Raw genomic sequence first — 26,513 nt, forward strand, 5'->3', positions numbered from 1 at the left:
CTTTTGGCAGTACTGCCACTTCCGGAATGGTGACGGTCGTCGGCGGCCGCACTCCCCCGGGCCGCCCCCACACCCCGCCCCGCCCACTCCCCCGAACCGAGGAACCATGAAGCGGCACACCCACCTCCTGGCAGCCGCGGCCTGCGCGGCCGCGCTCACCCTCACCGCCTGCTCCGCCTCCGACGACGCGCTGTCCGGCACCGGCGGCGGGAGCACCGGCTCGGCGAGCGACGGGCCGGCCGTGGACGGCGGCACGCTCAAGATCGGCCTGGACCGGCCGTTCGCCAAGCTGGACCCCGCCGACGGCACCCTGACCTCGATGCCGATGATGGTCCTCGCCAACGCCCTCTTCGACCCGCTGATGGTCAACGGCGACAACGGCACCGTCCAGCCCTACCTCGCCAAGTCCTTCACCCCCGACGCGAACGCCACGGTCTGGACCCTCGAACTGCGCGAGGGCGTGAGGTTCGCCGACGGCAAGCCGCTGGACGCCCAGGCCGTCGCCGACCACGTCGCCCGGCTCGCCAAGCCGGAGAGCAAGTGCTCCTGCGCCCTCGACGCGGCCACCATCGCCGCCACCGCCGTCACCGGCCCGACCACCGTCGCCTTCACCCTCAAGGCGCCCGACGCGAGCTTCCCCAACCTGTTCACCCGCGCCCTCGGCTACGTCGCCGAGGCGCCGGCCGGCGACTCCCCCGCCGTCGGCTCCGGCCCGTACACCGTGGAGAGCGTGCAGCCCGGAGTCTCCGTCACCCTCACCCGCAACCCCGCGTACTGGGGGGCGAAGGGCCACGCCGACAAGCTCGTCTACCGGGTGCTGCCCGACACCGACAGCCGCTACCAGTCGCTGCGCTCCGGCGACACCGACCTGATCTGGACCGAGACGCCCAGCCAGCTCAAGCAGGCCGCCGCCGACGGGCTGCGCACCGCCACCGGTCCCGGCTCCACCAGCACCGTCGTCTTCAACACCAGGTCCGCGCCGTTCGACGACGCCCGGGTCCGCCGGGCCGTGCAGTTCGCGATCGACCGCGAGGCCCTGGAGAAGGTCGTCTTCCTCGGCCAGGGCGCCGTCTCCGACGGCCCGATCGGCTCCCGCTCCCCGTACCGCACGGCCGCCGCGTACCCGGCCCACGACCCGGCGAAGGCCCGCGCCCTGCTCGCCGAGGCCGGCCACCCCGACCTCGCCTTCGACTACCTCGTCGACAGCCGCCCCGAGGCCCAGCAGCGCGCCACCGTGCTCCAGCAGATGCTCGGCGAGGCCGGGATCAGGATGACCGTCAAACCGCTCGACCAGGCGAGCCTGGGCACCGCGATGCTCCAGCGCAAGTTCCAGGTGATGGACTTCGTCACCAGCATGTTCGGCGACACCGACACCGCGCTCGGCAGCCTCTACCTGGCGAACTCGCCGTACAACTTCGCGGGTTGGTCCGACCCCGAGACCGAGCAGGCGATCGCCGGGGGCCGCGCCTCCACCGACCCCGGCCAGCGCACCGCCGCCTACCGCCAGGCCGCCCAGCGGGTCGTCGACGAGGCCCCGATGGCCTTCCTCACCGAGAACATCGTCGGTTACCTCGGCGCCGCCAGGGTCGGCGGACTGCCCGACCTGTCCAAGCGCACCGTCCTCGGCGTCTCCCCCGCCACCCTGTGGGTGAAGCGATGACCCCCGGCACCCGGACCGCCCTGCGGTACGGCGGACGGCTCGGCCGCGCCGCGGCCGTGCTGCTGCTCGTCACCGTCGCCGCGCTCGCCCTGCCCCACCTGATGCCCGGCTCGCCCGCCGTCGCCGCCCTCGGCCCCACCGCCACCCCCGAGCAGATCTCCGTCTACGAGGCCGGACTCGGCCTGGACCGCAACGTGCTCGCCGCCACCTGGCAGTGGATCGGCGACGCCCTGCACGGCGACCTCGGCCACTCGCTGTCCACCGGAGCGGCCGTCACCACCGAACTCGCCGACCGCATCCCCGTCACCCTCGAACTCTTCCTCGCCGCCCAACTGGTGGCGCTCTGCCTGGCCGTGCCCGTCGCCCTGCTCTCCGCCTGGCGGCCCGGCGGCACCTTCGACCGGATCGCCACCGCCGGCACCTTCGGCTGGCTCGCCGTCCCCGGCTTCGCCCTCGGCCTGCTGCTCATCTGGATCGCCGCCGTCCAACTGCGCGTGCTGCCCGCCACCGGCTGGACCCCGTTCACCGAGGACCCGGCGGAGAACCTCCGCCACCTCGTCCTGCCCGCCCTCACCCTCGGCCTCACCGAGGCCGCCGTGTTCACCCGCACCCTGCGCGGACAGCTGATCGACACCCTCGACCAGCCGTACATCGCCGCCGCCCGCAGCCGCGGCATGGGCACCACCCGGCTGCTGCTGCGCCGCGCCCTGCGGCCGTCCAGCCTGCCGCTGGTGACGCTGGTCGGAATCGGCATCGGGACCTCGCTGGGCGGCTCGGTGCTGGTCGAGTCGCTGTTCGCCGTCCCCGGCGTCGGCAGCCTGGCCGCCGGGGCCATCGCCGGCCGGGACTTCCCGGTCGTCCAGGCCGTGGTGGTGGTCAGCGCCCTCGGCGTGGTCGCGGCCACCCTCGCGGTCGACCTGCTGTACCGCACGATCGACCCGAGGATCGCCCATGAGCACCGCTGAGACCGTGACCGCCGCACCCGCCGAGTCCGCCGAGCCCGCGGCCGCCGCCACCCGCGCCGCCCGGCGCCGGCCGCCCGCCGGCGTGCTCGCCGCCGCGGCCTGGCTGGCCGTCGTCGCCCTCGCCGTCCTGCTGCTGCCGCTGCTGCCCGGCTTCGACCCGCTGCACGGCGACTTCGCCCACCCCGCCGCCGCCCCCGGCCCCGACCACTGGCTGGGCACCGACGGCTCCGGACGGGACATCCTGCAGCGCACCGTCGCCGGCGCCCGCGCCTCCTTCACCGTCGCCGCCCTGACCATCCTGGTCGGCCTGCTCGGCGGCGGCACCCTCGGCCTCGCCGCCGGCTGGTTCCGCGGCCCGGTCGACAAGACGATCGGCTTCGGGACCGACCTGCTGATGTCCGTCCCCAGCCTGATCCTGGTGATGATCGTGGTCTCGATGCGCGGCCCGAGCCTCACCGTGATCGGCACGCTCATCGGGCTGTTCACCGTCCCCCACTTCACCCGGGTGGTACGGGCCGTGGTGCTCTCGCTCAGCGAGCGCGGCTTCGTCCAGGCCGCCCGGATGATCGGCACCGCCCCGCTGCGCATCCTGCGCCGCGAGATCGTCCCGCACGTCGTGCCGGCCGCACTCACCTTCGCCTTCACCGCCACCACCGTCGCCATCGTCGCCGAGGGCTCGCTCAGCTTCCTCGGCTTCGGGCTGCGCCCGCCGGAGCCCTCCTGGGGCGGCATCATCGCCGAGGGCCGCACCACCCTCGGCAGCGCGCCGTGGATCTCGCTGGCGCCCGCGGCGGTGCTCTGCCTGACCGTCCTCGCCCTCAACTACCTCGGGGAGCACCTGCGTTCGGGTGGCCCCGCCGCTGCGAAGGGAGCGCGCGGATGACCTCCGCCCCCGTCCTCGACGTCCGCTCGCTGGACACCGTCCTGCACACCCCCGACGGCCGCTCCCTGCACGTCCTGCACGGCGTCGGCCTCACCATCGCGGCCGGCGAGTGCCTCGGCGTGGTCGGCGAGTCCGGCTCCGGCAAGTCCGTGCTCGCCCGCACCGTCCTCGGCGTCGAGTCGCGCACCACCCGGGCCGTCGCCACCGGCGAGGTCCGGCTGAACGGCGAGGACCTGCTCGCCGCCACCCCCGCCCGCCGCGCCGCACTGCTCGGCACCGGCATCGCCATGGTCCACCAGGACCCGATGACCTCGCTCAACCCGGTGGTCCGGATCGCCGAGCAGGTCACCGAGTCGATCACCAACCGGCGCCGCCTCTCCCGGCGCGAACGGCTGCGCACAGCCGCCGAGCTGCTCGCCGCCGTGGACGTCCCCGACCCCGCCCGGCGGGCCCGCGCCCACCCGCACGAGCTCTCCGGCGGTCTGCGCCAGCGGGTCGGCATCGCCGCCGCCCTGGCCGGCGAACCCGCCCTGCTGCTCGCCGACGAACCCACCACCGCCCTCGACGTCACCGTCCAGCGCACCGTCCTCGACCTGCTCGACCACCACCGGGTCAGCCGCGGCCTCGCCACCCTGCTGATCACCCACGACATCGGCCTGCTGTACGGGCGGGCCCGCCGCATCGCCGTCATGTACGGCGGCCGGATCGTCGAGACCGGCCCCACCGAGGCCGTCACCCGGCACCCCCTGCACCCCTACACCGCGGCACTGCTGCGCTCCGTCCCCCGGGTCACCGGCCCGCTGCGCCGCACCCTGCCCGCCATCCCCGGCTCGCCGCCCGACCTCACCCGGCCCGTCCCCGGCTGCCCCTTCGCCCCGCGCTGCGAGCGGGCGACGGAGCTGTGCACCGCGACCCGGCCCCCGGTGCACACCGCGGCCGACGGCCACACCGCCGACTGCCACTTCCCGCTCGGCGAGGCCGACACCACCGCTCCCGAGGAACTGGAGTCCGCGGCATGACCACCGCCCCCGACCGCACCGGGCCCGTCGGTACCGGCCCCGAGACGGCGGCCCCCGCGAAGGCCGTCCTGGAGGCCACCGGCCTCAGCGTCGTCCACCGCACCCGCTCCGGCCCGCTGCACGCCGTCAGCGGCGTCGACCTCGCGCTGTACCCGCGCCGCACCCTCGCCCTGGTCGGCGAGTCCGGCTCCGGCAAGAGCAGCATCGCCAAGGCCCTGCTGCGGCTGCCCCCGCCCACCACCGGCACCGTCACCCTCGACGGCACCGACCTCGCCACGCTCTCCCCGCGCGCCCTGCGGGCCGTCCGACCCCGGCTCCAGATGGTCTTCCAGGACCCGCTCTCCTCCCTCAACCCGCGCCGCCGGGTCCGCGACCTCGTCGCCGAACCCCTCGACGCCCACCCCGACCCGGCCCACGGGGGCACCCGCGACCGCGAGGAGGCCGTCGCCCGGCAGCTGGAGGCCGTCGGCCTGCCGCCCGCCCTGTTCGGCGACCGGCGGCCCCATCAGCTCTCCGGCGGACAGGCCCAACGGGTCGCCATCGCCCGGGCACTGGCCGCCGGACCGCGCGTCCTGATCGCCGACGAGGCGGTCTCCGCCCTCGACGTCTCGGCCCAGGCCACCGTGCTCAACCTGCTGCGCGGGCTCACCGAGGAACGCGGGCTCGCCGGCCTCTTCATCTCCCACGACCTCGGCGTGGTCCGCGCGGTCAGCGACGAGGTCGCCGTGCTCCAGCTCGGCCGCGTCTGCGAGCGCGGCCCCACCGAGGCCGTCCTCGCCGCCCCCGCCCACCCGTACACCGCGGCGCTGCTCGCCGCCGTCCCCGAACCCGGCCGCCCGCTGCGCGACACCGGCCTGCTGCCCGCCGACCCGCCCTCCCCGCTCGCCCCACCCAGCGGCTGCCGCTTCCGCACCCGCTGCCCCCTCGCCGACTCCCGCTGCGCCACCGAGGAACCCGCCCTACGGCAGCTGGCCCCCGGCCGCACGGTGGCCTGCCACCGCCCGCTGATCGACGCCGCTCCCGCGGCCTGACCGCCGCGCCAGGGGCGCGTCCTGCGGACCTCGCCGGACCAGGGCGCGGCGTCGAGGTGCGTGCACCGCAAGCCCGTGGGGCCCCGGCCGGACGGCCGGGGCCCCACGTGTCGGGCGGATCCTCGCCGGTCAGACGCCGGACGGAAGCGGGTCGCTCGTGAACAGGGCGCGGCGCTCGTCCTCGCTCAGCCCGCCCCACCGTTCGGGCCCGGATCAGGCCTGGTCGGTGGAGATGGCCACCAGCTTGGTCACCGAGCCGTCGTCCCCGACCACGTCGCGCAGGTGCCGGAAGCCGAGCCGGTGGCACATCGTCAGGCTCGGGGTGTTCTCGGCGCCGACCATGCCGTAGACCTCCTTGAGCCCCAGCTCCTCACCGGCGTAGCGGATCAGGCCGCGGACCACCTCGCCGCCCAGGCCCCGGCCCCAGAACGCCGGGGCCAGCGCGGTGACCAGCTCGTGGCCGTCGACGTTCCCGGCGCGCTTGACCTCGGCGTGGCCCGCGTACGCGCCGTCCACCCAGAGGCCCCAGACGTCGAAGAGGTTCTGCGGGTAGACGTCGCTCAGGATCGCGCGGAACAGCGTGCGGATGTCCGGCTCGGGCACGAGGTCCTGGCCCATCCAGCGGCACACGTCCGCGTCGCGCAGCAGGGAGACGAAGGCGTCCTCGTCCTCGGTCCGGTAGGGGATGAACTCCAGGTGCTCGGTGCGCAGCGGAGGGGTCACGGTGCTCTCCTCGGGTCGTGGTGGTTCGGTGGTGCGGCGGCCGGGGCGGGGCCGGCGGGCCCCGCCCCCGACCGGGGACCGGGGGCCGGTCAGGCTCCGGCGTTCTCCATGCGCTCGCGCAGGCTCCTGGGGCGCATGTCGGTCCACACCTCGTCGACGTACGCGGTGCACTCGGCCTCGGTGCCCTCGGTGCCGACGGGCTGCCAGCCGGCCGGTACGTCGAGGTCGGCGGGCCAGAGGGAGTACTGCTCCTCGTCGTTGCGCAGCACCTGGTAGCGGGTGTTCTCGTCCATGTCGGGCTCCTTCGTCATCGTCGGTCGGTCGGTCGTCACGGGGTCGGTGCGGGGTCGGTGCGGGTGGGTGGTGGCGTGGTCACCGTCCTTCCCGGGCGTGCCGGGCGATCTGCCGCAGGGCGGCGGCGAAGTCCTCGGCCGCCCGGCGGACGGCCGCGGTGTCGTGGGCGGCGGGCCGGTGGTGCCAGGTGAAGGCGAGGCGTCCGTGCTGGGCCGCGCCGACCACCTCCAGCGGGTGGGAGCCGCCGTCCCGGGGGTCGTGGTCCCGGCCGAAGGAGCCGAGTTCGGCGCGGACCAGGCCGTCGTCGGCGGTCTCGGGCCGGGCGTCCCACTGGCCGAGGTAGTTGAAGACCACCTGGCCGTGCCCGCCGGCGGCGAGGCGCTCGCGGACCTCGGGGCCGCCGAAGGTGCGCAGGGCGCCGAAGCCCAGGCCGTTGCCGGGCACCGCGCGCAGTTGCCGGCGCACGGACTTCACCAGGGCGCGCCAGTCGCGGTCCGGGCCGAGGTCGGCGGGGTCGGGGACGTGGAAGGTGACGGGGTGGACGGTGGTGAACCAGCCGACCGTACGGGACAGGTCGACGCCCTCCAGCAGGTCCTCCCGGCCGTGCCCCTCCAGGTCCAGGGCGATCCGCTCCCGGCCGCTCCAGCGGGCCAGGGCGAGGGCGAGGGCCGCGAGCAGCACGTCGTTGACCCGGGTGCGGTAGGCGGCGGGGGCGGCGCGCAGCAGCGCCTCGGTGTCCGCCTCGTCGAGTTCGACGGTGACCGCGCCCCTCTCGGAGTCGTCACCGCCGGCGCCTCCGGGCAGGTCCGTCCGGGCGGTCACCGCCTCCTCCCAGTACGGGAGTTCGTGGTCCAGGCCGCCCTCGGCGACGTGGGCGGAGAGCCGGTGCGCCCAGTCCCGGAAGGAGGTGCCGCGCTCCCCGAGGCCGATCTTCTCGCCGCGGACGGCCTGCCGGTGGGCGCTCTCCAGGTCGTCGCGCAGCACCCGCCAGGAGACGGCGTCGACGACGAGGTGGTGGGCGACCAGGAGCAGCAGCGCCGGGTGGTCGGGGTGGCCGGTGAACAGGGCGGCGCGCAGCAGCGGGCCGCCGGCGAGGTCGAAGCCGGCGTGGAGTTCGTCGGCGGCCTCGGCCATGGCCGCGTCGGCGGCGTCGGTGTCCTGCCCGGTCAGGTCGTGGTGGGCCAGGAGACCGTCGGCGGGGGCGGGCGGCGGGTTGAACTGGTGCCAGCCGGCCTCGTCGTGGGTGTAGCGCATGCGCAGCGCGTCGTGGTGTTCCAGCAGGGCGTCGAGGGCGGCGCGCAGCGCCTGCGGGTCGGGGTCGGCGGCGAGTTCGAGCAGGGTGGACTGGTTGAAGTGGTGGTGGGCGGCGCGCGGGGTGGTCAGGAACCACTCCTGGATGGGGGTGAGCGGCACGTCGCCGGTCACCGGGCCGTCGTCGGCGCGTTCGGTGACGGCGGTGACGACGGTGGCGAGCCGGGCCACGGTCTGGTGGCTGAACAGGTCCCGGGTGGCCAGGTGGAGGCCGTCGCGGCGCAGCCGGGACACCACCTGCATGCTGAGGATGGAGTCGCCGCCGAGCAGGAAGAAGTTGTCGTCGGCGCCGACCTCGTCGAGGCCGAGGACGTCGGCCCAGATCCGGGCGATCCGGCGTTCGAGGTCGGTCTCCGGCGCCCGGCCCGGGCCGCCGGCGGTGGCGTGGGCGGGCCCGGGGTCGGGCAGGGCCCGCCGGTCGAGCTTGCCGTTGGGGGTGAGCGGGAGGCGCTCCAGCGGGACGAAGGCCGCGGGGACGAGGTGCGGGGGCAGTGACTCGGCGAGGTGGAGGCGCAGTTCGAGGGCGGGGGCGCCGGCGGTGGCGTCGGCCGGGACGACGTAGCCGACCAGCCGGCCGCCGCCCGGGCCGTCGGGGCGGACGGTGACGACGGCGTCGCGCACCAGGGGACTGCGGCGCAGAGCACTCTCGATCTCGCCCGGTTCGATCCGGAAGCCGCGCAGTTTGATCTGCTCGTCGGCGCGTCCGGCGAACCGGAGTTGGCCGTCGGCGTCGCGGCGGGCGAGGTCGCCGGTGCGGTACATCCGGGTGCCGGGCGCGCCGTACGGGTCGGGCAGGAAGCGGGCGGCGGTGAGGCCGGGCCGGCCGAGGTAGCCGCGGGCGAGGCCGGGGCCGGCCAGGTAGAGCTCGCCGGTGATGCCGGGCGGCACCGGCCGCAGGGCGGTGTCCAGGACGTACGCGCGGGTGGCGCCGCTGGGGCGGCCGATCGCGGGGCTGCCGCCGCCGGGGGCGAGCGGGTCGGTCCAGCTGGCGACGACGGTGGCCTCGGTGGGGCCGTAGGAGTTGATCATCCGTCGGCCGGGGGCCCAGGTGTCGACGAGGTCGGCCGGGCAGGCCTCGGCGCCGACCACCAGGGTGCGCAGCCCGGGCAGGGCGGCGGCGGTCTCCGGTTCCAGGGTGGCCAGGGCCGCCGGGGGGATCAGGGTGTGGCTGATCCGGCGGGCGACCAGCACCTCGGCGAGCCGTTCGCCGACCAGCGGCCCCTCCTCCCCGGTGACCAGGGCGGCCCCGGTGAGCAGGGCGATGCACAGTTCCAGCACGGAGGCGTCGAAGCTGGGCGAGGCGAACTGGAGCACCCGGTCGCCGGGGCCGACGGCGTACTGCTCGGCGGCGGCGGCCGCGAAGACGGCGAGGCCGGCGTGGGTGACCAGGACGCCCTTGGGGGTGCCGGTGGAGCCGGAGGTGTAGATGGTGTAGGCCGGGTGGGCGGGGGTGAGGGCGGTGGTGCGGTCGGCGTCGGTGGGCGCGGTGTCCGGCCCGTCGGCGGCCCACACCTCGGCCGGGTCGTCGAGCAGCAGGTGGGTGCCGGCGTCGCGGACCATGAACTCCCGCCGGGGCGCCGGGTAGTCCGGGTCGACGGGGAGGAAGGCGCCGCCGGCCTTGGCGACGGCGAGCTGGGCGACGACCATGGCGGCCGAGCGGGGCAGCGCGAGGGCGACCAGCCGCTCGGGCCCGACGCCGCGCCCGATGAGCCGGTGGGCCAGCCGGTTGGCGGCCCGGTCCAGTTCGGCGTAGCTCAGCTCCCGTTCGCCGTCGAGCAGGGCCGGTGCGTCGGGGGTGGCGGCGGCCTGCCGCTGGAAGAGTTCGGGCAGGGTCGCCTCGGGCACCGGGCGGAAGGTGCCGGTCGGCTCGACGGGCGGCGCGTCCGGGCCGGCCAGCGGCAGCGCGCCGACGGCGCGGGCCGGGTCCTGGGCGACGGCGGTCATCAGGGTGGCGAGCTGGCCGGCCATCCGCTCGACGGTGGCCGGGTCGAACAGGTCGGTGTTGTAGGTGAGCAGGCCGTGCAGCGCTCCGCTGTCGGCCTCGGCGAACTCCACCACCAGGTCGAAGGCCGTGCGGGTGTTGTCGGTCTCGACGTCGCCCACGTCCAGGCCGGGCAGGTCGAGCGCGGCGGACGGGGCGTTCTGGAGCACCACGAGGACCTGGAAGAGCGGGCTGCGGCTGGTGTCGCGCACCGGCTGGACCTCGTCGACGACCTTCTCGAAGGGCACGTCCTGGTGGGCGAGGGCGTCCAGGACGGTCTGCCGGACCTCGCCGAGCAGCGCGTCGAAGGGCTGCCCGGGCTCGACCCGGGAGCGCAGCACCAGGGTGTTGACGAAGAACCCGACGAGGCTCTGGACCTCGGGGCGGTCGCGGCCGGAGGTGACGGTGCCGACGGCGATGTCGGTGTCCCCGGCGAGCCGGGCCAGGTAGGCCTGGGCGGCGGCGACCAGGGTGGTGAACAGGGTGGTGCCGCGCTCGCGGCCGACCTCGGCCAGCCGGCGGGCGGTGTCGGCGGGCAGTTCCAGCCGGGCGGTGGCGCCGTTGCTGGTGCGCACCGCGGGCCGGGGCCGGTCGGTGGGCAGCCGCAGCGGGGCGACGCCGTCCAGTTGCCGCCTCCAGTAGTCGAGTTGCTGCTCGGCGGGGGCGCCGGCGGTGCGCTGCCAGTGCGCGTAGTCGGCGTACTGCACCGGAAGCGGCGCCAACGGGCCTTGCGTGGAGTCGAGTTCGGCGCGGTAGAGGTGGGCGAGGTCGGTGAGCAGCACCGCGGTGGACCAGCCGTCGGTGACGATGTGGTGCAGGGTCAGCGCGAGCACGTGCTCGCCGTCGGCGAGCCGGGCCAGGGCGGGCCGTACCAGCGGTCCGCGGCGCAGGTCGAAGGGGCGGGCGCGTTCGGCGGCGAGCAGCTCGCGCAGGGCCTCCTCCCTTTCCCTGTACGGCAGTTCGGCGAGGTCGTGGAGCGGCAGCGGGACGTCCTGCGGCGGGTGGACGAGCTGGACGCCGTGGCCGTCGACGCTGTCGAAGGTGGTGCGCAGCGACTCGTGCCGGGCCGCCAGGGCGCCGAGGGCCGCGCCGAGGGCCTCGGTGTCCAGGGTGCCGCGCAGCCGCAGCGCGAGCGCGGTGACGTACTCGGCGCCGCCGGGCGCGAACTCCTCCAGGAACCAGAGGCGTTGCTGGGCGTAGGACATCGGGGCGGCGCCGGCGCGGGCGACCGGGAGCACCGGCGGGCGGGCCGGGGTGCCCGGCTCGGAGGTGAGCAGCCGGGCCAGGCCTTCCGAGGTGGGGTGGTCGAAGACCGCGCGGGGGCCGAGGTCGGTACCGAAGGCCTCGGCGAGGCGGGCGGCGAGCCGGATGCTGAGGATGGAGTCGCCGCCCAGGGCGAAGAAGTCCTCGTCGACGCCGGGCGGGCGGATGCCGAGGACCTCGGCGAACACCTCGGTGGTGCGGTGTTCGGCCGCGGTGCGCGGTTCGGTGCGGGAGCGGCGCTCGCCGCCGGGTTCCGGCGCCGGGAGGGCGGCCCGGTCGACCTTGCCGTTGCGGCTCAGCGGGAGGGCGGCCAGCGGGACGAAGGCAGCCGGGACGAGGTAGTCGGGCAGGGTGCGGGCGGCGAAGGCCCGCAGCTCCTCGGGGTCGGCGGCGCCGACCGGGTAGGCGACCAGCCGGCGGGCGCCGGGCCGGTCCTCGCGGACGACCACGGCGACGTCGGAGACCAGCGGGTGAGCAGCCAGGGCGGCCTCCACCTCGGCGGGCTCGACCCGGAAGCCGCGGATCTTCACCTGGTCGTCGGCGCGGCCGAGGAACTCGACGGTGCCGTCGGCGCGGCGGCGGGCGAGGTCCCCGGTGCGGTACATCCGGGCGCCGGGCGGGCCGGAGGGGTCGGCGAGGAAGCGGGCGGCGGTCGCGCCGGGGCGGCCCAGGTAGCCGCGGGCCACGCCCTCGCCGGCCAGGTACAGCTCGCCCGCGCAGCCCGGCGGGACGGGCCGCAGCCGCCGGTCCAGGACGTGCGCCCGCCGGTCGTCCAGCGGGCGGCCGATCGGGACGGTGTCGGGCACCGCGGCGGCGTCCGACAGGGCGTGGGCGGTGGCGAAGGTGGTGGTCTCGGTGGGGCCGTAGCCGTCCACCACGGTCAGCCCGGGGCAGGCGGCGAGGACGCGGCGCACGGCGGCGGCGGGCACCATGTCCCCGCCGGTCCACAGCGCTCGCAGGCCGCTGAAGCAGTCCGGCGCGTCCTGGGCGAGCAGCCGGAACAGCCCGGCGGTGAGCCAGATCGCGGACGGCCCGTCCGGCCCGGCGAGCCGGCGCAGCAGCGTGGCGTCCACCGGCCCCCGGGGGGCGACGAGGACGCAGCCGCCGTTCAGCAGCGGCGCCCACACCTCGAAGGTGGCGGCGTCGAAGGCGACCGGCGAGTGCAGCAGCACCCGGGCGCAGCTGCCGTCGGCGAAGCGGCTGTCGGTGGCGAGCGAGGCCACGTCGCGGTGGCGGACGGCGACGGCCTTGGGCTCGCCGGTGGAGCCGGAGGTGTACATCACGTACGCCAGCCGGTCGGGGTCGGCCGGTGGCAGCGCCTGGACGGCGGCGCCTTCCCGTACGGCGGCGACCTGCTCGGCGGTCAGCAGCAGGTCCGCGCCGGCCCGGTCGAGCAGGGCGCGGCGGCGCTCCTCGGGGGCGCGCAGGTCGACGGGCAGGTAGGCGCCGCCCGCCTTGAGGACGGCCAGCTCGGCGACGACGAGTTCGGCGCCGCGGTCCATCGCCAGCGCCACCCGGCCCTCGGGGGCCAGGCCGTCGGCGAGCAGCCGGGCGGCCAGCCGGTCGGACCAGTCCTCCAGTGCGCGGTACGTCAGTTCCCGCTCGCCGTCGCGCACGGCGGGGGCGTCGGGGGTGCGGCGGACCTGCTCGGCGAAGATCCGCAGCGGGCTGTCCGGCGCCGGCGGGCGGGCGGTGGTGTGCCAGGAGGCGAGCAGGGCGCGGTCGGCCGCCGTGAGCGGGTCGAGCGCGGCGAGGTCGCCGTCCAGGCCGTCGGCGAGGGCGGTCAGCAGCAGGGCGAGGCGGTCGGCGGCGTCCCGGGCGGTGCTCTCGTCGAACAGCGCGGGGTCGTACGCCAGGTCGAAGGCGAGCTGTCCGCTGAGGTGGGCGCGCAGGCACCAGGGGAAGGTGGTGGCGTCGTCGGCGCGCACCTCGACCACCCGGACGCCGGTGCGGTCCGCGGCGGACTCGTCGACGGGGTAGTTCTCGAACACCAGCATGCTGTCGAACAGCGCCTCCCCGGCGGGCAGTTCGCTCAGGCCCTGGATCCGGGGCAGGGCCAGGTGGTCGTGGCGGCGGCCGTCGCTCTGCCGGTCCTGGAGGTCCCGCAGCCAGTTCCGCACGCTGCCGGTCGGCAGCTGGACGCGGGCCGGCACGGTGTTGATGAACAGGCCGATCATCGTCTCGACACCGGGCAGTTCGGCCGGCCGGCCGGAGACGGTGGTGCCGAAGACGACGTCCCCGGTGCCGCCGTAGCGGGCCAGCAGCAGCGCCCAGGCGCCCTCGACCAGGGTGTTGACGGTCAGTCCGGCGGCCGCGGCGTTCTCCCGCAGCCGGGCGGAGAGCGCCTCGTCGAGTTCGCGGTGGACGGCGGCGGTGGCGCGGGCCCGGTGGGCCCCGGCGGGCCGGCGGTCGTAGGGCAGCGCGGTCCGTTCGGTGAACCCTTCCAGGGCCGCGCTCCAGTGCTCCTCGGCGGCCCGCCCGTCCTGCTCGCGCAGCCAGCCGAGGAAGTCCGCGAAGGGGCGGCGGACCGGGCGGGGGGCCTGCGGTCCGCCGGTCAGCGCGGCGTACTCCTCGCACACCTCGGTGAGCAGCTGCCCGGTGCTCCAGCCGTCCAGGATCACGTGGTGGGTGGACCAGAGCAGCAGCACCTCGTCGCCGGGCAGCGCGGCCAGGGCCAGCCTGGTGAGCGGCGCGATGCCGAGGTCCAGCCCGGCGGCCCGCTCCTCGGCGAGCAGCCGCTCGGTCGCGGCGGCGCGCCGCTCGGACGTCAGGCCGCGCCAGTCCAGGTGACGGACGGGCAGGGCGGCGCGGCGCGCGACCAGCTGGACGGGGTGCGGCAGGCCGCGCCAGTGCACGGCGGTGCGCAGCGCCGGGGTGCGGTCGGCGACCAGCTGCCAGGCCTCGGCGAAGGCCGCCGGGTCGGCGACGCCGGCCAGCCGGACGGCGATCCGGTCCACGTAGGCGCCGTCCTCGTCGACCAGGCCGTGGAAGAGCATGCCGGACTGCAGCGGGGTGAGCGGCAGCACGTCCTCGGCCTCGCGGCCGTCGCCGACCAGGTGGTCCAGCGCGGCCTGGTCGAGGCCGGCCAGCGGGAAGTCGGACGGGGTGCGGCCGCCGGCGCCCGGGGCGGCGCAGTGCTCGGCCAGTTCGCGCAGGGCGTGCAGGGTCTGCTCGGCGAGGGCGCGGACGGTGGACTCCTCGTACACCGCGGCGGGGTAGGTCCAGCCCAGTTCGAGCCGGCCGTCCTGGACCGCGCCGATGACGTCCAGCAGGTAGGGGCGGGGCTCGTCGGGGTCGGTGTCCCGCCCGGCCGGGGGCAGCGAGCCGCGCAGCAGCCCGTCGGCGCCGCCGCGGGTGTCCCACTGGCCGTGGTAGTTGAAGCCGAACTGCGGCGCGGCGGCGTCGGCCGGCAGGGCGGACGGGCGGAGGTGGCGCAGGGCGCCGTGGCTGAGTCCGCGCAGCGGGACGGCGCGCAGCTGCTCCTTGACCGAGCGCACGGTGTCGTGCCAGCCGGCCGCGGGGTCGACGCGCAGGGCGAGCGGGAACTCGGCGGTGAACCAGCCGACCGTCCGGGAGAGGTCCTGGTCGGCGAAGAGGTCCTCGCGGCCGTGGCCCTCGACGCCGATCAGCAGGGAGCCGCGGCCGCACCAGCGGGCCAGGGTGCGGCCCAGCGCGCTGAGCAGGACGTCGTTGACCTGGGTCCGGTAGACCTCCGGGACGCGGCGCAGCAGGGCCTCGGTGGTCTCCTCGTCCAGGGTGACGGTGAGGGTGGCGGCGGTGCCGTGGGTGTTGGGGCCGGGACGCCCGGCGGGCAGTTCGGCCGGGGCCTCGCCGGTGCGGGTCCAGTAGGCGGTGTCGGCGTCCAGGGCGCCGGAGCGGGTGTGCCGCTCCAGCCGGGCGGCCCACCGGGTGTAGGAGGTGCCGGGCTCGGGCAGCCGGACGGGTGCGCCGCTCCGGGCGGCGCGGTAGGCGGCTTCGAGGTCGGCCAGCAGGATGCGCCAGGAGACGCCGTCCACGGCCAGGTGGTGGACGGTCAGCACGAGTTGGCCCGGCTGCCGTTCGCCGCCGTCGAAGTACAGGGCGCGCAGCATCCGGCCCTCGACCGGGTCGAGGGAGCGCTGGGCCTGCTCGGCGGCCTGCTGCACCTCGGCTTCCGCCGCGCCCCGGTGGCGGGTGAAGACGCCGTCCGGGCCCGCGGGGAGGACTTCCTGGTACCAGCCGGTCCCGCCGTGGCGGAAGCGGGTGCGCAGCGCCGGGTGGTGCTCCACCAGGGCGAGCACGGCCCGGTGCAGGGCGGCCGGGTCGGTGTCCGGGGCCAGCGCGAGGCGCTGGGTCATGGTGAAGCGCAGCGCCTCGCCGGGCCGGCGGCCGTCGAGGTACCAGTGCTGGATCGGGGTGAGCGGCGCCTCGGCGGGCTCGGCCTCCTCCCCGGGCTCCGCAAGGTCGGACAACTCGCCGACGCAGAGGGCGAGTTCGGCGACGTTCTGGTAGCGGAAGACGTCCTTGGTGGTGAGGGCGAGTCCGGCGGCGCGGGCCCGGGAGACGATCTGGATGCTAAGGATGGAGTCCCCGCCGAGGGCGAAGAAGTTGTCCCGGGCGCCGACCCGCTCCACGCCCAGCACCTCGGCCCAGATCGCGGCGAGCAGCTCCTCGGTGCCGGGGCGCGGGGCGACGTACGGGGTGGTGCGGTCCGGCTGGGCGGGCGGGGCGGGCAGGGCGCGCCGGTCGGTCTTGCCACTGGTGGTGCGCGGGATGCGGGCCAGCGGGACGAAGGCGGTGGGCACCAGGTGGTCGGGCAGGGTGCGGCGCAGCCAGGCCCGCAGCTCCTCGGCGGGCGGCACCCGCTCCCCGGCGGGCACCGGGTAGCCGACCAGGACGGTCCGGCCGCCCTGGTCGCGGGCGGCGACGGCGCAGTCCGCGAGGTCGGGGTGGGTCAGCAGGGCGGCCTCCACCTCGCCGGGCTCTATTCGGAAGCCGCGGATCTTGACCTGCTCGTCGGCGCGGCCGAGGAACTCCAGCTGTCCTCCCCCAGCCTCCGGCCGGGGGGACCCCCATGCGTCCCAGCGGGCGAGGTCCCCGGTGCGGTACATCCGGGTGCCGGGCGGGCCGTACGGGTCGGGCAGGAAGCGGGTGGCGGTCAGTCCGGGCCGGCCCAGGTAGCCGCGGGCGAGCTGCTCACCGGCCAGGTACAGCTCCCCCGGCATGCCGGGCGGCACCGGGCGCAGCGCGCCGTCGAGCACGTAGGCGGTGACGCCCCGGCCCGGCCGGCCGATCACCGGGCGCCCGGGGTGGTCGGCGCAGCGGGCGTAGACGGCGTCGACGGTGCACTCGGTGGGCCCGTACAGGTTGTAGGTGCTGATGCCGAACTCGGCCTGCGCGGCGCACAGTTCCCGCCAGGTGGCGGCGGGGACGGCCTCGCCGCCGAGCTGCAGCAGCCGGGGGTGGTGCGCGGCGGGGGCGAAGAGCCCGGCGGCGGTGAGTTCGCGCAGGAAGGAGGGGGTGACGTTGACGACGTCGAGCCGCTGTTCGACGATCCGGGCGCAGAAGGCCTGCGGGTCCAGCCGGACGTCCTCGTCGATCAGGTGGAGTTCCTGGCCGGACACCAGCAGCAGCGGGCCCTCCCAGCTGGTGTCGAAGGAGAGGGAGGCGCTGAGGGCGACCTTCAGCCGGCGGCCGTCGGCGGTGTGCGGGGCGAGCATCCCCTCCCGGTGGTCGCGGCAGAGGTTGACCAGCTGGCGGTGCTCGACGACCACGCCCTTGGGGCGGCCGGTGGAGCCGGAGGTGTGGATCAGGTAGGCGGCGTGCCCCGGCAGCAGCGGGGTGCTCCGCTCGGCGTCGGTCAGGTCGTGGCCGGGCAGGGCCTCCCAGGGCACCTCGCGCAGGGCCCGCTCGGTCAGCACCGTGCGCGGCCGGGTGTCGTCGAGCAGCAGGGCGGCCCGCTCCTCGGGCAGGTCCGGGTCGACGAACTGGAGGGCGGCCCCGGCCTTGAGCACCCCGAACAGCGCCACCACCAGCTCGGAGGTGCGCGGCAGCCGGACGGCGACCACCTGCTCCGGGCCGGCGCCGAGGGCCACCAGGTGGCGGGCGAGGCGGTTGGCCCGGGCGTTGAGCGCGGCGTAGTCCAGGGTGGCGTCCCGGGCGACCAGCGCGGTGGCGCCGGGGGTACGGGCGGCCTGCTCCTCGAACAGGGCGGTGAAGGTGGTGTCAGGACCGGGCAGCGGCTCGACCCGCCCCTGCCGCAGCACCTGCCGCCGCTCCTGCCCGGTCATCAGCGGCAGCGCCCCGACGGCCGTCCCCGGCTCCTCGGCGACGGCGGCCAGCAGGGTGGTCAGCCGGGCGGCGAGCTGCTCGGCGGTCCGGGCGTCGAACAGCCCGGTGCTGTACTCCAGGTAGCCGGTCAGGCCGCCGTCGTGCTCGGCGAAGTCGAAGGAGAGGTCGAAGGTGGCGTTGCGGACCGGCGGGGTGATCGGTTCCACCGTCAGGCCGGGCAGCCGGGGCGCCTCGGCGCCGAGGTTGTGCAGGGCCACCATCACCTGGAACAGCGGGGTGCGGCTGGTGTCGCGCTCCGGCTGGAGGGCGTCCACCAGCCGTTCGAAGGGCACCTCCTGGTGGGCCAGGGCGTCCAGGACGGTGGCCTGGACGGCGGTCAGCAGCTCGCGGAAGGACCGCTCGGGGCGGATGTCGCCGCGCAGCACCAGGGTGTTGACGAACATGCCGACCACGTCGTGGAGTTCGCCCTGCTCGCGGCCGGAGGTGACGGTGCCGACGGCGATGTCGCGCTGCCCGGACCAGCGGGCCAGCAGCACCTGGCAGGCGGCCAGCAGGACGGTGTAGAGGGTGCCGTCGGCCTCCCGGCCGCGATCGCGCAGCCGGGCGGTCAGCTCGGCGGGCAGCGCGAAGGTGACCAGCGCGCCCTCCCGGGTGCGCACCGCCGGGCGCGGCCGGTCGGTGGGCAGCTCCAGCGGCTCCAGGCCGTCCAGGGCCCGGCGCCAGTGGTCGAGGTCGGCCTCGGCGGCGGCGGTGCGGGTGCGCTGCCAGGCCGCGAAGTCGGTGTACCGCAGGGGCAGTTCGGGCAGCCGCGGGACACGGCCCGCCAGGGCGGCGGCGTACAGCTCGCCGAGGTCGCGGCCGAGCACGCCCATCGACCAGCCGTCGGTGGCGATGTGGTGCACGGCCAGGGCGAGGACGTACTCGTCGGCGGCCGTGCGGGCCAGGCGGGCGCGCAGCACCGGGCCGGCCTCCAGGTCGAAGGGGGTGGCGGCGATCCGCTCCAGCAGGGCGTCCAGCTCGGCGGGCGGGACGTCCTCGCAGGGCAGCTCGACGGGGTACGGCGGGCGCACCACCTGCCGGGCCCGGCCGTCCCGTTCGGCGTAGCCGGTCCGCAGCGCCTCGTGCCGCTCCACCAGGGCGTCCAGGGCGGCGCCCAGCGCGGCCCGGTCGAGGGGCCCGCGCAGCCGCAGTACGGACAGCGAGGTGTACTCGGTGCTGCCGGGCTCGAAGCGGTCGAGGAACCAGAGCCGCTGCTGGGCGTAGGAGAGCGGCGGCTCGGCGCCCGGGTCGGCGGCGGGGATGACGGTCCGTGCGGTGCCGGGGCGGCCCGGCTCGCCGAGCGCCGCGGCGAGGTCGGCGAGCACGGGGTGGGTGAACAGCAGCCGGGGCGAGAGGTCCGCGGAGCCGAAGGCGGTGCGCAGCCGGGCGGTGACCCGCACGGCGAGGATGGAGTCCCCGCCGAGGGCGAAGAAGTCGTCCTCGGCGCCGACCTCGCCGGTGTCCAGGACCTCCGTCCAGGCCTCGGCGACCAGCCGCTCGGCGGGGGTGCGGGGGGCGGTGCGCTCGCGGCCGGCCGCGAAGCCGTCCGGTCCCGGCAGCGGCAGGGCGCGCCGGTCGAGCTTGCCATTGGGGGTGAGCGGCAGCGCGGCCAGCGGGACGTACGCGGCGGGCACCAGGTAGGCGGGCAGCAGCCGTTCCAGGTGGGCGCGCAGCTCGGCGGCGTCCGGGGGCTGCTCCTGGCCCTCGCCGACGACGTGGGCGACCAGCCGGCGGGTGCCGGACGTGTCCTGGTAGACGCCGACGGTGGCCAGGCCCACGCCGGGGTGGGTCTGGAGGGCGGCCTCGATCTCGCCGGGTTCGATCCGGTAGCCGCGGATCTTGACCTGCTGGTCGGCGCGGCCCAGGTAGCGCAGGGTGCCGTCGGCCTGTCGGCGGGCGCGGTCGCCGGTGCGGTACATCCGGCTGCCGGGGGCGCCGAACGGGTCGGCGAGGAAGCGCGTCGCGGTGAGGCCTGGCCGGTTGAGGTAGCCGCGGGCCAGGCCCTCGCCCGCCACGTACAGTTCGCCGACGGCGCCCGGGGGCAGCAGGGCCAGGTCGTCGTCGAGCACGTACAGCCGCAGGTCGGCGATGCCGGTGCCGATCGGGCCCGGGCCGCCGGCGGTGGCCGCGGCGGTGGCCCGGTCGAGTTCGGTGTGGGTGACGTGCACGGTGGTCTCGGTGATGCCGTACATGTTCACCAGGCGCGGGGCGTCCTCGGGGTGGCGCCGGTACCAGTCGGTGAGCCGGGTGACGTCCAGCGCCTCGCCGCCGAAGACCACGGTGCGCAGCGCCAGCCGGGCGGAGACGTCCGGGTGCTGGGCGTCGGCGCGGGCCAGCTGGTGGAACGCGGACGGGGTCTGGTTGAGGACGGTGACCCGCTCGTCGGCGAGCAGCCGCAGGAAGTCCTCCGGGGAGCGGGCGGTGTCCTCGGGCACCACCACGAGCCGGCCGCCGTGCAGCAGCGGGCCCCACAGCTCCCAGACCGAGAAGTCGAAGGTGTAGGAGTGGAAGAGCGTCCAGACGTCCTCGGGGCCGAAGCCGAACTGCTCCCGGGTCTGCTCGAACAGCCGGACGACGTTGGCGTGCGGTATCACGACGCCCTTGGGGCGGCCGGTGGAGCCGGAGGTGAAGATGGCGTAGGCGGGGCTGTCGGGCAGCGGACGGCGTTCGGCGCCGAGCGGGCCGGCCGGGCGGCGGGCGAGGTCGGCGCGCACCTCGGGGCGGGCCAGGGCGAGGACGGGCACCTCGACACCGGCCGGCTCCTCGAAGGTCACCAGGGCCACCGGGGCGGCGTCGCGCAGCAGTTCGGCGCGGCGTTCGGCGGGCAGGGCCGGGTCCAGCGGCAGGTAGGCGGCGCCGCTCTTGAGGACGGCGAGGACGGCCACCACCAGCTCGGTGCTGCGGGGCAGGGCGAGGGCGACGTACCGCTCGGGGCGGGCGCCGAACTCGGCCAGCCGGTGGGCGAGCCGGTCGGCCCGGGCGTCCAGTTCGGCGTAGGAGAGCTGCTCGGCGCCGCAGGTGACGGCCACGGCGCCCGGGGTGCGGGCGGACTGTGCCTCGAACAGCTCGACCAGGGTGCGCTCGGGGCGGCCCTGGGCGGTGCCGTTCCAGTCGACCAGCAGCCGGCGCCGTTCCTCCTCGGTGGTCCGGGCCAGGGCGCGCAGCGGGCGGTCGAGGCCGGCGGCCAGCTCGGTGAGCAGCAGGCAGAGCCGCTCGGCGAGGCCGCGCACGGTGGCGGCGTCGAACAGCTCGGGGTCGTAGGCGAGGTCGAAGCCGACCTGCCCGCCCTGGTAGGCGCGCAGCACCAGCGGGAAGTTGGTGGCGTCCCGGGAGGACACCTCGGCCAGGCGCACCCCGGTGCCGGCGGCGTCGGCGTCGTCGAAGGGGTAGTTCTCGAAGGCGACGATGCTGTCGAACAGCGCGCTGCCGGACGGGACGTCGCTGAAGCCGGTGAGTTCGGCGAGCGAGACGGCCGCGTGCCGGCGGGCCTCGGCCTGGTCGTCCTGGAGTTCGCGCAGCCAGTCGGCGGCGGTGCGGGAGCCGTCCACCCGGACCCTCGTGGGCAGGGTGTTGATGAACATGCCGATCATCGACTCGACGCCGGGCAGCTCCTCGGGCCGGCCGGAGACGGTGGTGCCGAACAGGACGTCAGGCTCGCCGCTGTGGCGGGACAGCAGCAGCGCCCAGGCGCCCTGCACCACGGTGCCGAGGGTCAGCCCGGACTGCCGTGCGGTGCGCGCCAGTCGCTCGGATGCCTGCTCGGTCAGGGCGGCGCTGTGGGAGCCGGCCGAGCGGGCCCGGTGGGCCTCGCGCCGCACCCGGTCGGCGGGCAGCGGGGTGGCGGTGGCGAAGCCGTCCAGGACGGACCGCCAGTGGGCCCGGGCGGCCTCGGCGTCCTGCCCGGCCAGCCAGTGCACGTAGTCGGCGAAGGGCCGGCGCACCGCCGGGGCGGGCGCGCCGCCGGTGGTGATCGCCGCGTACTCGGCGAACACGTCGGTGAGCACCTGGGCGAGGCTCCAGCCGTCCAGGATCAGGTGGTGGGAGGTCCACAGCAGCTGGAGCCGGGCCTCGGGCAGCCGGACCAGGGTGAGCCGGGTGAGCGGGGCGGTGGCGATGTCCAGGCCGAGGGCGAGGTCCTCGGCGCGCAGCCGGTCCAGCCGTTCGGCGCGTTCGGCCGGGTCGGCGGCCCGCAGGTCCAGGTGGGTGACGGGCAGTCGCACGCCCCGGCGCACCACCTGGAGCGGGGCGGGGACGCCCTCCCAGACCACCGAGGTCCGCAGTGCGGGCGTCCGGTCGGCGACCCGCTGCCAGGCCAGGGCGAGGGCCTGCGGGTCGGCGACGCCCTCCAGCAGCAGGGCGGCCTGGTCCAGGTAGACGTCGTCCTCGCCGCCGACCAGGCGGTGGAAGAGCATGCCCTCCTGGAGCGGGGTGAGCGGCAGCAGGTCCGTCACGTCCCGGCCGTCGCCGACCAGTTGGTCCAGCTGCTCCTGGTCGAGGCCGGCCAGCGGGAAGTCGGACGGGGTGCGGCCGCCGGCGCCGGGCTCGGCGCAGTGCTCGACGATCGCGGTCAGGGCGGTGAGCACGGCCTCGGCCAGGCCCCGGACGGTGTCGGCCTCGTGGACCTCCTCGCTGTAGTGCCAGGTGAGTTCCAGCTCGCCGTCGGCGACCACGGCGGAGACGTCCAGCAGGTGGTCCAGGGGCTCGTCGGGGGCGAGGTCCCGGCCGGGGGCCTGCCCGGCGGGCGCGAAGTCCCCGGCCGCGGGGGCGGTCCACTGCCCGTGGTAGTTGAAGGAGACCTGCGGCAGCGGGACGTCCCGCAGGGCGGCGGCGCCCGCCGAGGGCGAGCCGAGCCGGGCGAGGGCCTCGTAGCCGAGGCCGCGGCGGGGCACGGCGCGCAGCCGCTCCTTGACCTGCTTGAGGGTGGCGGCCCAGTCGGGGGCGTCGGCGGGGCCGGCCGGGGTGAGGGTGACGGGGTACTGGGTGGTGAACCAGCCGACGGTGCGGGAGAGGTCGAGGTCGTCGAAGAGGTCCTCGCGGCCGTGGCCCTCCAGGGCGACGGTGGCCCGCCCGGTGCCGGTCCAGTCGGCGAGGGCCCGGCCGAGCGCGCTGAGCAGCACGTCGTTGACCTGGGTGCGGTAGACCTCGGGGACCTTGCGCAGCAGCGCCCCGGTGGTGGCCCGGTCGAGCCGGCCGCGCAGGGTGCGCACCGAGCCGGCCGTGGGGATGCCGGGCCGGTCGACGGGCAGCGGCTCGGCGGGGGCGGCGGTCTCGGCCCTCCAGTACGGCAGGTCCCGGTCCAGGCCGCCGGCCCGGACCAGCTCGGCGAGCCGGTGGGCCCAGTCGGTGAACGCGGTGGGCTCGGGCTCCGGCTCGGGGGCGGTGCCCGCGGCGGCCTGCCGGTAGGCCTGCTCCAGGTCGGCGAGCAGCACCCGCCAGGAGACGCTGTCCACGGCGAGGTGGTGGGCGGTCAGGAACAGCTGGGGGCGGGCGCCGTCGGCGGCGCGGAACAGGACGGCGCGCAGCAGGGCGCCGGTGGCCGGGTCCAGTTCGGCGCGGGCGGCCTCGGCGGCCCGCAGCCGGGTGGCCTCGGGGTCGTGGCCGGGGTCGAGCCGGCTGAGCAGGTTTCCGGCGTCCGCGACCGGCTCCTGGCGCAGGCCGGCCCCGGTTTCGGCGAACCGGGTGCGCAGCGCCGGGTGGGCGGCCACCAGCGCGGTCAGGGCCCGTTCCAGGGCGGGTTCGTCCAGGTCGTACGGGAGGTCGAGCAGCATCGACATGGTGAAGTGCCGCAGCGGGCCGTGGGCGGCGAAGAACCACTCCTGGACGGGGGTGAGCGGCGCGGGCCCGTCCTGGCGGCGCGGCGCGGCGGCGGGTGCCTCGGCGGTGCGGGCCGCGGCGGCCAGGTCGGCGACGGTCTGGTGGCGGAAGACGTCCTGGGAGCCGATCCGCAGGCCCTCGGCGCGGGCCCGGGAGACGGCCTGGATGCTCAGGATCGAGTCGCCGCCGAGTTCGAAGAAGTTGTCGGTGACGCCGACCCTCGGCACGCCGAGCACCTCGGCCCAGATCGCGGCGAGGATCTCCTCCTCGGGGGTGCGCGGGGCGACGAACTCCCCCTCCCGGCCTTCCGCTTCGGGGGCGGGCAGGGCGCGGCGGTCCAGCTTGCCGCTGGTGCCGAGCGGCAGCGCGTCGAGCACGGTGAAGGAGGACGGCACCAGGTGGTCGGGCAGCACCCGGCGCAGGGCCGCGCGCAGTTCGGCGAAGGGCCGGGCGGCGCCGTCGGCGAAGACCAGGTAGGCGGCCAGCCGGTTCTGCCCGTGGGCGTCGGGGACGGCGACCACGGCGGCCGCGGCGACCTCCGGCAGGTCGAGCAGGGCGGCCTCGATCTCGCCGGGCTCGATCCGGTGGCCGCGCACCTTGACCTGGTCGTCGGCGCGCCCGAGGTACTCCAGGCGCCCGTCGGCCGTCCAGCGGGCGAGGTCGCCGGTGCGGTACATCCGGGTGCCGGGCGGGCCGTACGGATCGGCGAGGAAGCGGGCGGCGGTCAGCCCCGGGCGGCCGGCGTAGCCGCGGGCGACCTGCTCGCCGGCCAGGTGGAGTTCGCCGCTCACCCCGGGCGGCACCGGCCGGAGCCGCCCGTCCAGGACGTAGGCGCGGACGTTGGGCAGCGGGCGGCCGACCAGCGGCCGGTCCCCGCCGTCGATCCGGCAGGCGAGCGCGTCGACGGTGCACTCGGTGGGGCCGTAGTAGTTGTAGGCGGCCACCTCGGGGCGGGCTGCGAGTTCGCGCCAGAGCCGGGGGGCGACGGCCTCGCCGCCGAGCATCAGCACCCGGGGGCGGTGGCGGGGGTCGTCGAGCAGCCCGGCGGGCAGCAGCTGGCGCAGGTAGGAGGGGGTGAGGTCGAGGAAGTCGATCCGGTGCCGGACGACGTACTCGACCAGCGCGGCCGGGTCCATCCGGGTGGTCTCGTCGACGAGGTGCAGCGGGTGGCCGTCGGCCAGCAGCAGCACGCCCTCCAGCGAGGTGTCGAAGGAGAAGGAAGCGGTCAGCGCGACGTTCAGCGGCCCGCCGCCGGCGTCGGCGACGAAGCTGGCCCGGTGGGCGGCGAGCAGGTGGGCCAGGGCGCGGTGCGGGACGGTGACGCCCTTGGGGCGGCCGGTGGAGCCGGAGGTGTAGAGCACGTACGCGGTGGTGGAGAGGTCGGGCTCGGGAAGCGGGCCGGCGTCGGTGTCAATGTCAGTGTCCGCCAGGGCGCGCAGCGTCTCCTCGTCCAGCAGCAGCGCCGGGCGGGCGTCCTCCAGCAGGTAGCGGACGCGCTCCTCGGGCAGTGCAGGGTCCAGCGGGAGGTAGCCGGCGCCGGTCTTCCAGACGGCGAGGAGGGCCACCACCAGCTCGGCGGTGCGCGGCAGCCGCAGCGCGACCAGCCGTTCGGGGCCGGCGCCGTGGGCGACCAGCCGGCGGGCGAGCCGTTCGGCGCGGGCGTCGAGGGTCGCGTAGTCCAGCCGCTCCTCCCCGGCGACCAGGGCCGGGGCGTGCGGGGTCTCGGCGGCCCGGCGCCGGAACAGTTCCGGCAGGACGACGGCTTCGACGGGCAGCGCGGTGCCGCTCCACTCCCGGGTGACCTGCTCCGTCTCCCGCGCGGAGAGCAGCGGCAGGGTGGCGAGCGGGCGGTCCGGTTCGGCGGCGGCGCCCTCCAGCAGCCGCAGCAGCTGGTCGGCCATCCGGCCGGCGGTGGGGGCGTCGAAGAGGTCGGCGCGGTACTCCAGGACGCCGGTGAGCGCCTCGCCGTCGGGGACGAACTCGACGCTGAGGTCGAAGGTGGCGGCCTGCCGGGGCACGGTGACCGGGGCGGTGGCGAGTCCGTGCGGGTCGCCGGCGGCGGGCGGGGCGGGGTGCAGCAGCACCAGCACGTCGAACAGCGGGTTGCGGCCGGCCTCGCGGGGCGCGCCGACCGCCTCGACGAGCCGCTCGAAGGGCGTGTCGCCGTGGGCGAGGGCGTCGTTGCCGGTCTCGGTGGCGGCCGTGAGCAGCTCGCGGAAGGACGCGTCGGGCACCACCCGGGTGCGCAGCACCACCGTGTTGACGAAGCAGCCGACGGCCCGTTCCAGCTCGGTGCGGGTGCGGCCGGCCATCAGCGTGCCGACGGTGACGTCCTCCTGCCCGGACCAGCGGGCCAGCAGCGCCTGGGTGCCGGCCACCAGCGCGGTGTTGAGGGTGCCCTGGCGTTCGGCCGCGAGTTCGCGCAGCCGGGCGGTGAGCGGCGCGGGGACGGTGAAGGTGTGCAGGGCGCCGGGGCCGGCCTCCTCGCCGCGCCGCGGGTGGTCCAGCGGCAGCTCGGGCGGCACCGCGCCGGCCAGCTTCTCCCGCCAGTGGGCGAGTTGCTTCTCCAGCCGGTCGCCGGAGAGCTGCTCGCGCTGCCACACGGCGAAGTCCGGGTACTGGGCGGCGACTTCGGGCAGGGCGGGCTCGGCGCCGCGGGCCAGGGCGTCGTAGGCGGTGCACAGCTCGTCCAGCACGACGCCCATCGACCAGCCGTCGGTGACGATGTGGTGGGCGGTCAGCTGCAGCACGTGGGCCTGCGGCGAATCGGCCACCAGCAGGGCGCGCAGCAATGGCCCTCGGGCGAGGTCGAAGGGCCGGGAGTACTCCTGGAGCAGGACGTCGTCGAGGCTCTCCCCCGCGGCCCGCTCCCGGACCGGCAGCTCCACCGGGCCGGCTGCCCGGACGGTCTGCACGGGCCGGCCGTCGGCCTCGGTGAAGGTGGTGCGCAGCGCCTCGTGGCGCGCCACCACGGCGGTGAGCGCCGCGGCGAGCGCCGCGTGGTCCAGTGCTCCGGTGAACCGCAGGGCGACGGCGCTGTTGTAGCGCGGGTCCCCGGGGCGCAGCCGGTCCAGGAACCAGAGCCGCTGCTGGACGAAGGAGGGCGGCAGCGGACGGCTGCGGTCGGCGCGCGGGATGGCCCGTTCGGCGGCCGCCTGGGCCCCGCCGGCCCGGCCGGCCAGGCGTTGGCGCAGGGCCTCGCGCAGGTCGGCGGGCAGGGCGGCGGCGCGGTCTCGCTTCGACGTCGTCATGGTCGGCTC

The 26,513-nt window shown here is 76.6% G+C and carries 8 protein-coding genes; 5 read left to right on the top strand and 3 right to left on the bottom strand.

The genetic code is table 11. The annotated features are described in order from the left end of the window. The first annotated feature begins 106 nt into the window (after positions 1 to 106). The 5 genes from ACGF13_RS32155 to ACGF13_RS32175 are packed head-to-tail and all read left to right on the top strand — an operon-like array spanning position 107 to position 5,558. The gene (locus tag ACGF13_RS32155) at positions 107 to 1,660 is read left to right on the top strand and encodes an ABC transporter substrate-binding protein (protein ID WP_392881983.1); all 1,554 of its coding nucleotides are present in this window, start codon (positions 107 to 109) and stop codon (positions 1,658 to 1,660) included. Continuing rightward, positions 1,657 to 2,625, top strand: coding sequence for an ABC transporter permease (locus ACGF13_RS32160; RefSeq protein ID WP_392881984.1), 969 nt, complete (start codon positions 1,657 to 1,659; stop codon positions 2,623 to 2,625). The genes ACGF13_RS32155 and ACGF13_RS32160 overlap by 4 nt, the downstream gene beginning before the upstream one ends. Then, positions 2,612 to 3,508: an ABC transporter permease gene (locus ACGF13_RS32165; protein ID WP_392881986.1), complete on the top strand. Its 897-nt coding sequence runs from the start codon at positions 2,612 to 2,614 to the stop codon at positions 3,506 to 3,508. The genes ACGF13_RS32160 and ACGF13_RS32165 overlap by 14 nt, the downstream gene beginning before the upstream one ends. Further along, entirely contained in the window at positions 3,505 to 4,527 is a 1,023-nt protein-coding gene (locus ACGF13_RS32170) for an ABC transporter ATP-binding protein (protein ID WP_392881988.1), read from the top strand. The genes ACGF13_RS32165 and ACGF13_RS32170 overlap by 4 nt, the downstream gene beginning before the upstream one ends. Next, positions 4,524 to 5,558, top strand: coding sequence for an ABC transporter ATP-binding protein (locus tag ACGF13_RS32175; protein ID WP_392881990.1), 1,035 nt, complete (start codon positions 4,524 to 4,526; stop codon positions 5,556 to 5,558). Before ACGF13_RS32170 ends, ACGF13_RS32175 begins: the two co-directional genes overlap by 4 nt. Positions 5,559 to 5,771: 213 nt before the next feature. On the opposite strand, the gene ACGF13_RS32180 is transcribed toward ACGF13_RS32175, so the two are convergent. From ACGF13_RS32180 to ACGF13_RS32190, 3 genes are all read right to left on the bottom strand, one after another. Continuing rightward, on the bottom strand, positions 5,772 to 6,281 hold the full coding sequence (locus ACGF13_RS32180; RefSeq protein WP_359830103.1) for a GNAT family N-acetyltransferase: 510 nt from the start codon (positions 6,279 to 6,281) through the stop codon (positions 5,772 to 5,774). 89 nt (positions 6,282 to 6,370) lie between these two features. Next, positions 6,371 to 6,574 carry an MbtH family protein gene (locus ACGF13_RS32185; RefSeq protein WP_392881993.1) on the bottom strand — a complete coding sequence of 68 codons (204 nt, stop codon included), beginning with the start codon at positions 6,572 to 6,574 and terminating at the stop codon, positions 6,371 to 6,373. A gap of 79 nt (positions 6,575 to 6,653) precedes the next feature. Continuing rightward, positions 6,654 to 26,504 (bottom strand): non-ribosomal peptide synthase/polyketide synthase, encoded by a 19,851-nt coding sequence (locus ACGF13_RS32190; protein WP_392881995.1) that lies wholly within the window; start codon positions 26,502 to 26,504, stop codon positions 6,654 to 6,656. Positions 26,505 to 26,513: the final 9 nt, after the last annotated feature.

It is taken from the genome of Kitasatospora sp. NPDC048286, from assembly GCF_043201735.1.
GTDB lineage: Bacteria > Actinomycetota > Actinomycetes > Streptomycetales > Streptomycetaceae > Kitasatospora.

Coding starts and splice junctions, on each gene's coding strand:
- ACGF13_RS32165 (WP_392881986.1), top strand. CDS start 2,612: ATGAGCACCGCTGAGACCGTGACCGCCGCACCCGCCGAGTCCGCCGAG.
- ACGF13_RS32155 (WP_392881983.1), top strand. CDS start 107: ATGAAGCGGCACACCCACCTCCTGGCAGCCGCGGCCTGCGCGGCCGCG.
- ACGF13_RS32160 (WP_392881984.1), top strand. CDS start 1,657: ATGACCCCCGGCACCCGGACCGCCCTGCGGTACGGCGGACGGCTCGGC.
- ACGF13_RS32190 (WP_392881995.1), bottom strand. CDS start 26,504: ATGACGACGTCGAAGCGAGACCGCGCCGCCGCCCTGCCCGCCGACCTG.
- ACGF13_RS32170 (WP_392881988.1), top strand. CDS start 3,505: ATGACCTCCGCCCCCGTCCTCGACGTCCGCTCGCTGGACACCGTCCTG.
- ACGF13_RS32185 (WP_392881993.1), bottom strand. CDS start 6,574: ATGGACGAGAACACCCGCTACCAGGTGCTGCGCAACGACGAGGAGCAG.
- ACGF13_RS32175 (WP_392881990.1), top strand. CDS start 4,524: ATGACCACCGCCCCCGACCGCACCGGGCCCGTCGGTACCGGCCCCGAG.